The following is a 13155-nucleotide window of genomic DNA, read 5'->3' on the forward strand; positions in this document are numbered from 1 at the left end:
CTGTTTCGAAACTTCGACGTCTCAACAAATCAGTTCTTTATCTAATTATGTTCTCCGTTTTCTCATCGGCTTTAGGATATATATTTGGGATAGGTAGGATTTTCGAATATGATGTTTCAGAAGAACAAACTATCGGTATTCTTGGTAGTAGTGGACTCTATTCTGCAGCATTAGCTGTGGGGATTTTGCCTTTGTTATTATCAACAACAACTCGTCGCCTCTGGCGATGGGTTTTGTTTTCCTCATCTTTAGTTGTATATATTTTTATACTTCTCAATGTACGCCGCACGGCAATTTTTATTCCTGTTGTAGGATTATTAACCTATGCTTGGTTTACTCCGAATAAATCTAAGATTTTCTCTGGAATAATTGTGGCTATTGCTGTTTTGTTATTGGCCAGTCCTTTATACTTTGATAAATTGATGAGTAGGTATAATGTTAGAGCCGATGCTGGTCGCTTTGACGAGGATTTTTACAAGACAGAAAACCGTTATATTGAAAATATTAATGTATTTACAGAGGTTTTTAGTTTTGACGATCCAGTAAAAAGTTTTTTTGGTGAAAAGATCTATGCTAGCGGAAGATTTGACGATAAGAAATCAAGAATGAATCATAGTGATCCAGCAAATTTAATGGCTGGAACTGGAATTGTTGGTTTTCTTCTTTACATCATAGTTTATATAGGTTTTTTTAAGTTTCCTCGTTTCTTCAAACACAAGGTTTCTTCGCTAATGCAGATATATAAAACGACTTACTATAGCTTACTTTTCATGTCACTATTTGTTTCACTTAATGGAAGTCTTATGCTTGTATCATTGCGCTCAATTTTATTTCTTTATTTAGGGGCAATGTTAAGCTTAATGTGTCAAGAATCTCAAAACAATGAATCTGTTTAACCTATGAATTATCCCACAATAATTATTTCAACTGATTTACCTGTACAAAATAGTGATGGTAAATTTAGTTTGTTAGAAACTGTTGGCTTTAATATTGCTTACAATAAAAGTGTTGAAGGGAAAATATTTATTTATGAAAATGCCAATATCTTAGTTTTAGCGCATTGCAACTATGGTTTTTTGAGTTTACTAAAATTGAAAGATTCTATTTTTTTTCAATCTGAATTACAAATAATTGAATCTTTGAAACTATTGCAATGGGGTTTTCTTTCCGTTTGCAATAAACAAGACAAGAGTATAGTTCTTTATAATGATATATATGGTTTATACCCTTTGTATTATAGTAACAATAATGACAAAATATCCATATCGAATGATTTTGATGAGTTGGCTTTAATGCAAAACTCTTTAACTATAAATAATAATGGTGTATATGACTATTTATTATTTAACTATACCTTAAAATCACGTACACTCTTCAACGAAATAGTTCACTTAGAGGGTGGCTCAAAAATATTTAAAGATAAAAGTGGACTATGTATTTCTGTAGTTTTAAATGTGGCTGATCTGATCAAGCAAGCACATCCCCTTGTTACAATTGAAGATATGTGCGCTAATTTAAGTGATCATGTTCGTGATAATATTGAATTAAGTTTACCTATTCAACTGCCATTAACGGGTGGTTTTGATTCAAAGATCATATTGTCCCTTTTACTGCATAACGATCATGAATTTAGTGCATATACTTTTGGCGATAAAAGTAGCCCTGATTGTGTAACTGCAATGTCAATTGCCAAAGAATACAGTATTAAGCATAGGCATATTAGTTTGTCTGAAGAATACTTGTGTGATATAGAAAAAAACATAAAACAATTTATACGTGATTATCCTAATGCTCCAATGCTTGATACTCTAATGTATTACCAAATGGTACGTGATATATTTCCTCCCTCAAATATTGTAACAGGTAAGATGGGAGGAGAATTGATTGTTGGCCCAGTTTTAATTTCTGAGTTAATTACAACTCGAGTCGCATCGCTATTAACTTTATGTAAAAATGGTCAAGAGTTAATTTCTGGTTTAATGATTAATATTGAGGAGGTTGGGTTTGTAGACCGTGATCTGTTCATGAATAATATTAATGAGTATACTCAATCGCTTTCATGTTATAGGAAAGGTGAATCCAATGTTGAAAACTTGAACATTGCATTGTTCTTATTGAAGGAAACTTATGCAAAGTTTTTTGGTCCTGTTTTTTGCGTTCTTTTTTATAAGCATAATCTTATTAATCCACTAGTAGATTTAAGTTTTGTAATAAAACTATTGAATTCGAAGTTCAGTTTTTTGAAGAAGAAGCCATTCTCAAAAGAGCCGTTTTCTCATTTTATGTCAAGGAGATTGTATCCTCTTTTAGTTAGAAATATTAGCCCTTCCGTTTTAAACACGCCGATGGATCGAGGATATAATTTGAAAGATTTTCTTCATTGGTACAATTTCCCAAAGCCATTTCTGAATTATTTCACTCGCCATTTTCTACCGAAGAAACCTGTCAAAAAGCCTCTAGTGAGCTACATGCCAAGCATTAAAGGTCTGGTTAAAGAGAGACTGATTTCATCTTCTGTATTAGACTTGAATATATTTGATAAGGATGAAATCCTAAGGCAGATTACTGACATGGAAAATGGGAGAACTTCTCGATTCCAAGACCAGCGATTGATTCAACTTCTAACCCTTCATTATATTTTTAGCAGGTATACAAATAAAATAATAGTATGATTACTTTGTTGTTTACTAGAACTCGAAATGCAATAATTGCCATTAAAAGCAAACTATTTGTTTGTTGGTATGGATCAACCAAGAATGTGAAAATAGGTAATCAAGTCCGTTTTTTCAAGAAGCCATCAATATATGTTACTGAAGGATCTTCACTTTATATCGGGGACAATGTGATCTTGAATTCAGATAATTTCCGCTACCACTTAAATATGCATTCTCCGTGCAAGATTTTAATAGACAGATCCGGAGCAGAGGTTTATATTGGATCAAATTCGAGAATACATGGATCATGTATACATGCTTACAAAAAAATAGTAATTGGTAAGAATTGTTTAATTGCTGCAAACTGTCAGATAATCGACGGTAATGGTCATAGTTTATCTTTTCCGGATACAGCCAATAGAGTAAATACAATCGGCAATTCTCACGCTATTATTATTGAAGATAATGTTTGGTTAGGTACAAATGTTGTCGTATTGCCAGGGGTTACAATCGGTCACGGTAGTGTAATATCTGCAAATAGTGTTGTTCATAAAGATGTTCCACCAATGGTTGTTGCTGGAGGTAATCCGCTCCAGATAATTAAGAGTTTTGAGTAAAATCAGTAAACTATTTTTTACAAAAATAAATGATGAATGCGATTAATATCATCCTAGACTATAAAAAAAGGTTCGAGACCAAATATACAGCTGTTCCATACCGCAGTGGATTTGATAAAGATTTATTGCAGCACTACTTTATGGAGCAAGGCTATGCTGTTTGTTTTACGACATTTTCGGAGATAGATTTTCGAGACGAGAAGCTTAAGGGTAAAGTTTTCTTATACAGCTCATCGGAAGATCAAGATGGTTTTTATAAGACCTATATTGAGGATATGGTGCTAGGGTTGAAACTGGCCGGAGCAATTGTAGTTCCTGATTATATATACCTTAAAGCGCACAACAATAAACTTTTTATGGAAATATTGCGCGATACAATGGGGCACGAAAGTGTAAAAAACATTAAGTCACGCTATTTTGGAACGTTAGAGGATCTACAACGAAGCGAGGATGCACTCAATAACCTCAATTGTGTTATAAAACCAGCGATGGGAGCAATGAGTAAAGGGGTTTCTAGAGGGGCTTCTTTTCATGAAATTTATGATCACTCTAAAACAATTAGCAGAGCACCCTTTCACGTTGGGGAGATAAAAGATTGGTTAAGAAAATTTAAGCATAAAGGATATATTGTTGACTCAAAATACAGGAAGAAATTTATTGTTCAAAATATGGTTGAGGGGCTTGATGGGGATTGGAAGATACTCATCTATGGTGATAAGTATTATCCATTAAACCGAAAGAATAGGGAAAATGACTTTAGGGCTAGCGGGGGAGGTAGGTTATCCTATGTAAAGGAACTTCCGGAAGGATTACTCTCTTTTGCAAAAACGGTTTATGAATCATTTAATGTTCCTAATCTTTCAATCGATGTTGCCTTCGATGGGAGTGGCTATTACCTGATTGAATTTCAAGCCTTATATTTTGGAACCTATACCATCGAGAAATCTGAGTTCTATTTTATGAGAAGGGATAATGAATGGGGGATTTGTGAGGAACGTTCAATTTTGGAAAGGGAGTATGCCCGGAGCATTAGTGCGTTTGTATCAAAGCTTCCGTTGGAATAATAATGCTAGGCAATTTGAGTATAGATTTACCGAAAGCAGTTCGGTAAAAATATTTTGTCACCTGCAACGATTTTAAATTCATCTATGCATATTCTCTTTATTTGTCGAAGTAAAGTTGGTTTTGATCAGAATATTAGCCCAATAGTTAAGAACCAAGGGGATTCTTTAGTCAAAAATGGTCATCAGGTTGATTATTATCTTGTAGGAAAGGGCGTTGTTGGGTATGTTCAATTAGTTGTAGGCTTACGTCGCTTGCTAAAAACTAATAGGTATGATATAATACACGCACATTATTCCATTACGAGCATTTTTACAACACTTGCAATTCCAGGTAGAAAGTTAGTTGTATCACTTATGGGTAGTGATACAGAACGAAAAGGATTAATGTTATTTTTTATTAAAATATTCTCACGGTATTGTTGGTCGAAAGTAATTGTAAAAACCGAAAGGATGAAAATTCGGTTTAATAGTGAGAGAATTACAGTTCTACCCAATGGTGTTGATTTTGATCATTTTTCTATCTTGCCTAAAAATGAAGCATTAGCAGCAGTTGGGTTTTCTGCAGACAAAATAAATATTCTTTTCTTGGCCGATTCCACACGTAAGGAAAAGAATGTTGGTTTAGCTCGCGATGCTGTAAGTTTATTACATGATCATTCGGTTGTTTTGCATGAAATATATCCGGTTTCGCACAAAATGGTACCCTATTATCTCAATGCTGCTGATGTTTTGGTTCTTCCTTCTTTGTATGAAGGATCTGTAAATATTGTAAAAGAGGGAATGGCATGTTGTACACCTATTGTGTCTACCGATGTTGGTGATGTTCGGGAAAATATATCAACAGCAGCAGGGTGTTTCATAGCAAATGGACACTCAGCTGACTTTTCTAAGAAAATTAAAGAAGCCATACTTTTCGGGAAGAAGACTGATGGTAGGGAGCATATTAAACACTTGAATAGTTGTGCTATTGCCGAGAGGTTAGTCTTAGTTTATAAATCAGTATTAAAGTCATAACCATGTTGCGAGTTGCACTATCTCATGATGTTGATCGTATAAGAAAGTCACATCAATATATTACACGTATTGGCCGATCCTTGGCTAAACTAAACATAAAGGGTGTTTTCAATCAACTTCGGGATATAGGAAGGAGCGATCAGTATTGGGGATTTGATGAGGTAATTAAAATAGAGTCGGACTTTGGAGTAAAATCCACATTTTTTCTCTTAAATGAATCTATGAGATTGGACATTTGGAAACCATCTTCATGGAAATTATCGTTGGGCCGATATAAGATAAATGAGAAGCGTATTACAAATATGATTAAATGGCTCGATTCGAATGGATGGGAGGTTGGCGTACACGGTTCATATCACTCCTATAATAATTCAAAACTGTTGGCCCATGAAAAGGGAGTTCTTGAGGATATTGTTGGGCACGAAATAATTGGAATACGCCAACACTATATCAATTTAGATGATTCTACATGGCAAATGCAATCTGAAGTTGGTTTCAAATACGATTCTACATGGGGGTTGGGTGACGGAATTGGTTTTAGGGAGAATCGAATAAAACCTTTTACACCTTTTAATAATTCGTTTTATGTAATTCCCTTTGCGGTAATGGATAGTTGTTTTGCCTCAACACTAGATCGTTGGGAGCAGTTAAATAATCTGATTGAACTGTCCATTAAAAATGAATCGATTCTAGTTATTAATTGGCATACCAACAATTTTAGTGAACTTGATTTTCCTCACTATAAGGATAATTACATACGAATTATAGAAACTTGCATTAATCGCAGTGCTAAGTTTTACACTTTAGAAGATTATTATAAAGAGATATCTGCAATGAATTCTTAACTTAATTAGATTAATTACACTTGTAATCAATTTTTGTATGGAAACACAAAGCGGAATAGAGTATTTACATGCACAACCTGAAGATTCTGAAGAAATATACAATTTTCATTTATCTTATTTTGGTGACATAAGGTCTAAATATGTATGGCAGTGGCAGTATGGGGATTTCAATCCTAATCAATCTGTTTTAGTTGTTGGAAAAGTAAACAAAAGGGTGATTGCAACTCAAGGTGCAATGGCTATCAATTTAATCATTAATGGAGAAAGGCAAATTACTGGGAAAAATGAGTCCCTATTAATCGAGACTGAGTTTAGGAAAAAAGGAGTATTTACAGCATTCTATGATTATGCTTTTGACGAATATCGCAAGGTAGAAATTACTTGTCTTTGGGGATTTACTAAGGCTATTGGACCGTTTAAGTATGTTGGATTCTCTTTTGATAGAATTATAGAAAGAGCAATATTCCCAATTAGTTATAGTAAAGCAATTAAGTTATCTAAGGTTGATACAATGCCATTTTTTAAAGGTATAATCTATCGAATTGGAGCAGTCGTATTATCTTTATATGCTAGGTTATCTTTAAGTTATTATACTTGTTTTCTCAAGGTGAGTCAAAATGTTAAAATCGTAAGTCATCTTAGGCGTAAAAATGATATTATTGATTTCTTTGCTCTTTTACGACAAAATTGCCCGGATCTAATTCATATCCATATGGATTCAAGTTTTCTAGATTGGAGAATCAATAACTCTCCTAATGAAATTGAGTGCTATTATGCCTATAACCAAGATAGTTTAAGAGGATACTTGATGGTTGAGAAAAACAAGGATTATACGGAGGTATTAGATTTTAATTTTCTCACAAAGGAGGATGGCCGTTCCCTGATAAGTTCTCTCATGAATTATCTTACTAAATCAAAAGCAGAATTCGTAATATATAGCGGAAATAAGTTAAACGATCAAAATAATTTGGTATTTGAACTACTCTTCCGTTATGGATTTTTTAGAATTAAGGGGCCGAATGGATTTGTTTTAAAAATTCTTAATAATGTTGAGAATTCTAAAAAATTCGACTTAAAGAATTGGTATATTACTAACTTATGGAACGAGGGCAACTAGCGTATATATGAATGGTGTAATCATTATCGAAGGTCATGTTCAAGGATTGTCTAATACACGAGCTCTTGGAGAGCAAGGCATTCCTGTGATTGTAATCGATAAGAATAACTGCTTGGCTAGGTATTCTAAGTATTGTAAAGGTTACTTCAAGTGTCCTAACTATAATAGCGATGATTTTGTTCCGTTTTTATTGGAACTAGCGGCAAAGGAGAATCTAGATGATTGGCTGCTGCTGCCATCTAATGATCATGCCGTTTGGTCAATTGCAAAAAACAGGGATTTGCTTTCTTCTGTTTTTAAGATTGTTACACCAGAACTTTCGGTTGTCGAAAATATATACGACAAATCAAAATTGCTCGATGTTGCGGTATCATGTGGTGTAGAGATACCCAGAACTGCATATTTACAAACTTCGCAAAGCAAAGTTGACCAACTCGTTTTTCCGGTGATTACAAAAGGACGTCAGGGCCTCTCTTTTTATAAGGCAACAGGGCGCAAGGTCTTTTTTGCAAATACAGAGGCGGAACTTGCTGCTCAATTAAAGCAAATAGAGTTGGTATTCCCTATTGAGAATACATTTACCCAAGAATTCATTCCTTTCGACGGCAAGAATAAGACACTATCATTTACTGCATTTTGTATAAAAGGAGAAATAAAAACATTTTGGATAGGAGAGAAGTTACGAGAGCATCCCATTCGATTTGGTACCGCAACCTATGCAACAAGTGTTGAATGCGAGCCTCTGCTTGAAATTAGCAAATCACTGTTAGGTGCTCTTAACTATTCGGGTGTTTGTGAAGTCGAATATTTATTGGATCCTCGTGATAACCGGTATAAATTGATTGAGATTAATGCACGAACCTGGCTTTGGGTTGGATTGGCCAAGGCTTGCGGTGTTGATTATGCTACAATTCTATATCGATTTGTTAATAATTTAGAGGTTGAATATCCAAAGAAATATGCTGTTGGTATAGGTTGGGTAAACTACATCACCGATACAGTATTTAGTTTTTCAGCAATGGCTAAAGGCAAACTGAGCATAAAAACTTATCTTCGCAGTTTTAAGGCGAAAAGGGTAGATGCCTTTTTCTCTTTTAAGGATTTAAAACCGAGCATAATGTTTTTTATGCTTGCCGTGTATATTGCAATAAAAAGGAGTTAGTTTTTTATTATTAAACATTCACAGCTATGAAGGAATTGGTAATTGTTTTAACAACGATACTACTCTCAACCTCAATGTTTATCTTCTGGGTGGCAAAGGGTGGGTTTAACAAGAAGTATTTATATACTGATAATATTATATTAGGGATTGTGTCGTCGCTAATAACGCTTGGAATATATTTTTTGATTGATATACCATTTTGGATGATTGTTCCATTTGTTAGTGGAACTGTGGTTTTAATTTTATTTATTCTTCTTTTTCTATATCGTTTTTTTAGGAATCCCACCAGAATTATTCCAGGCGGAGCCAATGATATTGTATCACCGGCGGATGGTCGGATAATTTATATAAAGGAACTGGAAGCCAATCAAATTCCTGTTACGGTTAAAAAGAAGCGAATTGCAAATATTAAGGAGATCACTAAAACTGATATACTCGAGCAACCGTGTTATCTCATTGGAATTGCAATGACCCTTTTTGATGTTCACTATAACAGAGCCCCAATCGATGGTGAAGTTGTTTTAGTAAAACATACAGAAGGCACATCTATTGGGCTAAATACACCTGAGTCTACTTTGACTAACGAGCGGAATACTACCGTTTTTAAACGAGCGGATGGTGTTATGGCCGGTGTTGTCCAAATTGCGGCTCGCGGTGTGAATAGGTGTATTGTGATGTCGAAAGAGGGTGAAAAGATGGAGCGAGGCCAAATATTTGGTAAGATTAGATGGGGTTCGCAAGCCGATCTTATCATTCCACGTAATTGTGAGATATTAGTAAGAGAGGGTGAACAGGTTCACGCTGGATCTACTGTAATTGGTAAATTGTTAGTTGACTAGAGACAATTATGAATATACTTTTTGATATAGGACACCCAGCACATGTGCATCTTTATCGATACGCCATTAGCAAGTTAAAAGCAAATGGTCATAAAGTAATAGTAACTGTCAAAGAGATTCCAAGCGCAATTGACCTGCTAAATAAGTATGAAATACCGTATGTTTCACTCGGTAAGAAATTTGATCATATTTTACTAAAGGGACTTACTCAACTCAAATACAACTTCAACCTTTATCATATTGTAAGACGAGAGAAAATCGATATAGCAATTGGTTCATCAATTACCATCACGCATGTTTCGAGGATAACGCGTATGTGTTCAATTGTATTGGATGATGATGATGCGAATGCGGTTGTTCTTTTTTCAAAGTTGGCACATCCTTTTGCACACTCCATTCTCTCGCCTGCTGCACTGAAGCATGATAGGCTTCGTATTAAGGATGTTACCTATAAGGGAACTCATGAGTTGTTTTATCTGCACCCAAACTATTTTAGCCCTGATCCTCATGTGTTGGAGGAACTTGGTATTAATCAGAGTGATAAATTCTTTGTGCTAAGGTTTGTTGCTGTGAAAGCATACCATGACTTGGGTCAAATGGGGTTGACTACGGCGCAGAAACTTCAAATTGTAGAAACGTTGAAACCATTTGGCCGAGTTCTCATTACAACTGAGCGTGAAATAGAACCTGAGTTAGCTGAGTATGCACTTAAAATCTCACCAGAACAGATACATCATCTTTTATACTACGCCACGCTTTATGTTGGAGATAGCCAAACAATGACATCGGAAGCCGCAATCCTTGGCACACCTGCCTTAAAGTGTAATAGTTTTGCGCATAAACTCTCTGTTCCTAACATGTTGGAGACTCAATATAATCTATGTTATGCATTCCAACCCGATGAGTTTGAGCAGATGATTCAAAAAATGAAAGATCTCCTTGCTAATCCGGATTTAAAGAAGAGTTGGGAGATTAAGCGTCGTCAATTCTTAGACGAGAGTATTGATCCAACTGAATTCTTAACTTGGTTTATTGAGAAATGGCCTAATAGTGCTAATGTGCTAAAGGAGAATGGCGATTATGCAAATCGGTTTTAATAAATACTAGAGATGAATCCTTATGAGAGATTTTACAATTATTCAATATACTAAAATGCTTAAAACCCTGCTTGCTCAGGGTTTTTCTTTTCAACCCTTTTTCGCATTTATCGAAAACCCTAATCCGAAGGTAATTATGCTTCGACACGATGTTGATAAATTACCAGAGAACTCCCTGAAAACTGCCCAACTTGAGGCTTCTTTGGGTATAAGAGGTTCTTACTACTTCCGAACGGTTCCCTGCAGCTACAGCGTGGAAATTATCAGGGAGATTGCTCGCTTGGGGCATGAGGTGGGGTATCATTATGAGACGATGGATTCTGCTAGGTTAAAAGTTAAAGGGGATAAGTTAAAGGAAAAGGGGTTCGAGGTTAAAAATGAGAGGTCGAAGTGCAGCGAAGATCCCGATTTATCGGGGTTAAAGGACAGGAAAGACAATAGAGAAGCAGATATTGATAGGCATATAGATGCGGCGTATGAGGAGTTCTGCGAGAAGTTGGAGTTGATTAGAGGGCTTGTTCCTGTAACGACAATTTGCATGCATGGTAGCCCTCAATCGGCATACGACAATAAGGATATTTGGAGAAAATTTGATTACAAAGCACTTGGGGTTATCGGCGAACCTTACTTTGATATCGACTTTGATAAGGTTTTCTACCTAACCGATACTGGTAGGCGATGGAATGGATATAAGGTCTCTGTGCGCGATAAGATGCCGCAACAGGCGCGATGGGCTAGGGAAGGACTGATTTTCAAAACCACTACCGATATTATAAATGCAGCAAAGAGTGGCAGGTTACCCAACCAAATCATGATAACGGTTCACCCACAGCGGTGGAGCAATGCCGCAATTCCATGGGCCAAGGAACTGGTGTTGCAGAATATAAAGAATGTGGTGAAGTGGGCGATGATAAGAATGAGATAATACAATTTGAAAATTTGGTGATTTGATAATATGCCAATAAGACAATGTGCCAATGAGACAATTATTCAATGTGTTTACGCTAGCGCGGGATCTCCGCTGCACTCATACAACTCACCCTTTTCCGACTTCTGTTCACCCCCGATAAATCGGGATCGTCGTTGCTCACCGACCCCGTTGTCACGGGATCTCCGTTGCACTCCGACCCCGCCCGTTGTCACGGGATCTCCGTTGCACTCCGACATTCACCATTCACTTTTTTTCAGTCTACATTTCACTGTGTTACTCTGTGTAAAGGGGTTAAGTTAAAGGTTGAAAGTTAAAAGACAGAATACAGCAATCGGAAGTTGCTCGTCTTCAGTCTAAACTACTCTGTGTAAATCTGTGCGAATCTGTGGTATTAGTGGCTGAGAGTTAAAAGTCGGAAGTTGCTCGTCTATAATAAAAATTTCGCTGTGTAACTCTGTGTAAATTGAAGTTGCTCGAATACAGTCTGTATCCTAAATTTCTCTGTGTAAATCTGTGCGAATCTGTGGTAATTGAGGCTGAGAGTTAAAAGTCGGAAGTCGCTCGTCTATAATAAAAATTTCTCTGTGTAAATCTGTGGTGATTTTGGCTGAGAGTAGGGAATCAGAAGTTGCTCACTGGAGCATTAATACAATACACCACAATTTTCCTTACTTTTGAAAAGTAAAAGCGACAAACAAATGGAAAAACGGTGGGAGCAGCGCTTTCGAAATTACAGCAAAGCGCTTAGTCAGATGGAGCTCTTCATTAGCAAGGGTGAGTTGAACAGCATGGAAGAGCAGGGGCTTATTAAGGCTTTCGAATACACATTTGCGCTGGCATGGAAAACCCTACAGGATTTCCTACGCGAGCAAGGCTACCCCGATATTGCAGGCCCAAGGCCTACTATTGAGCAGAGTTTTCAGGATGGATACATTGCCGATGGGGAAGGATGGATGCGCATGCAGCGTAGCCGAAATTTGACCAGCCACACCTATAATGAGGATACTGCCGCCGAAATAGCAACCCTGATTAAAGCGGAATACATTCAACTTTTCCGTAGTTTATTTGCCAGACTTACGAAAGAGGAAACCTCCTCTTCGAGCCAGCTCTTCAGCTAAAGCTATTACTATGCCGTGGGGAATTTCCGATAGTTTACTTGCCGCTATTGTCTCTGTTTTTGTGCAGGACACGCATGTTCGCGAACTCATACTGTTTGGCTCTCGAGCGAGGCACACTAATAGGCCGGGGTCCGATTTCGATTTTGCCATTAAGGGCGTCAATTTGAATTTAGAAGTGTTGCTCAACCTCAATCTTGCCCTAGAGAATCTTAATACTCCTTACAAGTTCGATGTGGTTATATACGAACGAATAACCGACCATAATCTTATCAGTGAAATTGATACCCATGGTGTGGTTCTGATGAAAAAGGAGAATCTTTGAAATTGAAGATGAGATAAAACAATTTGAAAATGAGCCAGAACAATTTGAAGATTTGGTGATTTGATAATGTGCCAATTGCCTCAATATGTCAATGTGCCAATTATTCAATGTGTTCACGCTAGAACGGGTTCTCCGCTGCACTCATACAACTCACCCTTTTCCGACTTCTATTCACCCCCGATAAATCGGGATCGTCGTTGCTCTCCGACCCCGTTGTCACGGGATCTCCGTTGCACTCCGACATTCACCATTCACTTTTTTTCAGTCTACATTTCACTGTGTTACTCTTTGCAAAGGGTTAAGTTAAAGGTTAAAAGTTAAAAGACAGAAGGTTGTCTACATTTCACTGTGTTACTCTGTGTCTCCACTGTGTTA

The 13155-nt window shown here is 36.6% G+C and carries 13 protein-coding genes; all 13 read left to right on the top strand.

The features are described from left to right. The first annotated feature begins 47 nt into the window (after positions 1-47). The 13 genes from BLS65_RS00215 to BLS65_RS00275 all read left to right on the top strand — a co-directional run bounded on the left by BLS65_RS00215 (position 48) and on the right by BLS65_RS00275 (position 12780). Positions 48-896 (top strand): hypothetical protein, encoded by an 849-nt coding sequence (locus BLS65_RS00215; RefSeq protein ID WP_125869710.1) that lies wholly within the window; start codon positions 48-50, stop codon positions 894-896. A 3-nt stretch (positions 897-899) separates the two neighbouring features. Beyond that, positions 900-2672, top strand: a complete 1773-nt coding sequence (locus tag BLS65_RS00220; protein ID WP_092433974.1) for an asparagine synthase-related protein — start codon at positions 900-902, stop codon at positions 2670-2672. 209 nt (positions 2673-2881) lie between these two features. Beyond that, entirely contained in the window at positions 2882-3271 is a 390-nt protein-coding gene (locus tag BLS65_RS18980) for an acyltransferase (RefSeq protein WP_394331444.1), read from the top strand. A 29-nt stretch (positions 3272-3300) separates the two neighbouring features. Next, the gene (locus tag BLS65_RS00230) at positions 3301-4335 is read left to right on the top strand and encodes an ATP-grasp domain-containing protein (RefSeq protein ID WP_092433978.1); all 1035 of its coding nucleotides are present in this window, start codon (positions 3301-3303) and stop codon (positions 4333-4335) included. An 84-nt stretch (positions 4336-4419) separates the two neighbouring features. Then, the gene (locus BLS65_RS00235; protein WP_092433981.1) at positions 4420-5349 is read left to right on the top strand and encodes a glycosyltransferase family 4 protein; all 930 of its coding nucleotides are present in this window, start codon (positions 4420-4422) and stop codon (positions 5347-5349) included. 2 nt (positions 5350-5351) lie between these two features. Next, entirely contained in the window at positions 5352-6194 is an 843-nt protein-coding gene (locus BLS65_RS00240; protein ID WP_092433982.1) for a polysaccharide deacetylase family protein, read from the top strand. A gap of 37 nt (positions 6195-6231) precedes the next feature. Then, positions 6232-7311: a GNAT family N-acetyltransferase gene (locus tag BLS65_RS00245; protein ID WP_092433985.1), complete on the top strand. Its 1080-nt coding sequence runs from the start codon at positions 6232-6234 to the stop codon at positions 7309-7311. 7 nt (positions 7312-7318) lie between these two features. Further along, a complete protein-coding gene (locus tag BLS65_RS00250) occupies positions 7319-8473 on the top strand; it encodes a carboxylate--amine ligase (protein ID WP_092433987.1) in 1155 nt (384 codons plus the stop codon). Positions 8474-8499: 26 nt separating this feature from the next. Continuing rightward, entirely contained in the window at positions 8500-9312 is an 813-nt protein-coding gene (locus BLS65_RS00255) for a phosphatidylserine decarboxylase (RefSeq protein ID WP_092433990.1), read from the top strand. A gap of 8 nt (positions 9313-9320) precedes the next feature. Then, complete coding sequence (locus BLS65_RS00260) at positions 9321-10409, top strand: DUF354 domain-containing protein (protein ID WP_092433993.1); 1089 nt, start codon at positions 9321-9323, stop codon at positions 10407-10409. 22 nt (positions 10410-10431) lie between these two features. Then, positions 10432-11334 carry a polysaccharide deacetylase family protein gene (locus tag BLS65_RS00265; protein ID WP_092433995.1) on the top strand — a complete coding sequence of 301 codons (903 nt, stop codon included), beginning with the start codon at positions 10432-10434 and terminating at the stop codon, positions 11332-11334. Positions 11335-12038: 704 nt separating this feature from the next. Then, a complete protein-coding gene (locus tag BLS65_RS00270) occupies positions 12039-12458 on the top strand; it encodes a nucleotidyltransferase substrate binding protein (RefSeq protein WP_092433998.1) in 420 nt (139 codons plus the stop codon). Between the two features lie 10 nt (positions 12459-12468). Next, positions 12469-12780, top strand: a complete 312-nt coding sequence (locus BLS65_RS00275; RefSeq protein ID WP_092434001.1) for a nucleotidyltransferase family protein — start codon at positions 12469-12471, stop codon at positions 12778-12780. The last annotated feature ends 375 nt before the right edge of the window (positions 12781-13155 follow it).

This window comes from Williamwhitmania taraxaci, assembly GCF_900096565.1.
Taxonomy (GTDB): Bacteria; Bacteroidota; Bacteroidia; order Bacteroidales; family Williamwhitmaniaceae; genus Williamwhitmania; species Williamwhitmania taraxaci.

Bases quoted from the DNA above. Each gene is read 5' to 3' on its own strand.
- BLS65_RS00255 (WP_092433990.1), top strand. From the start codon at position 8,500: ATGAAGGAATTGGTAATTGTTTTAACAACGATACTACTCTCAACCTCA.
- BLS65_RS00260 (WP_092433993.1), top strand. From the start codon at position 9,321: ATGAATATACTTTTTGATATAGGACACCCAGCACATGTGCATCTTTAT.
- BLS65_RS00265 (WP_092433995.1), top strand. From the start codon at position 10,432: ATGAGAGATTTTACAATTATTCAATATACTAAAATGCTTAAAACCCTG.
- BLS65_RS00275 (WP_092434001.1), top strand. From the start codon at position 12,469: ATGCCGTGGGGAATTTCCGATAGTTTACTTGCCGCTATTGTCTCTGTT.
- BLS65_RS00220 (WP_092433974.1), top strand. From the start codon at position 900: ATGAATTATCCCACAATAATTATTTCAACTGATTTACCTGTACAAAAT.
- BLS65_RS00270 (WP_092433998.1), top strand. From the start codon at position 12,039: ATGGAAAAACGGTGGGAGCAGCGCTTTCGAAATTACAGCAAAGCGCTT.
- BLS65_RS18980 (WP_394331444.1), top strand. From the start codon at position 2,882: ATGCATTCTCCGTGCAAGATTTTAATAGACAGATCCGGAGCAGAGGTT.
- BLS65_RS00240 (WP_092433982.1), top strand. From the start codon at position 5,352: ATGTTGCGAGTTGCACTATCTCATGATGTTGATCGTATAAGAAAGTCA.
- BLS65_RS00230 (WP_092433978.1), top strand. From the start codon at position 3,301: ATGATGAATGCGATTAATATCATCCTAGACTATAAAAAAAGGTTCGAG.
- BLS65_RS00215 (WP_125869710.1), top strand. From the start codon at position 48: ATGTTCTCCGTTTTCTCATCGGCTTTAGGATATATATTTGGGATAGGT.
- BLS65_RS00245 (WP_092433985.1), top strand. From the start codon at position 6,232: ATGGAAACACAAAGCGGAATAGAGTATTTACATGCACAACCTGAAGAT.
- BLS65_RS00250 (WP_092433987.1), top strand. From the start codon at position 7,319: ATGAATGGTGTAATCATTATCGAAGGTCATGTTCAAGGATTGTCTAAT.
- BLS65_RS00235 (WP_092433981.1), top strand. From the start codon at position 4,420: ATGCATATTCTCTTTATTTGTCGAAGTAAAGTTGGTTTTGATCAGAAT.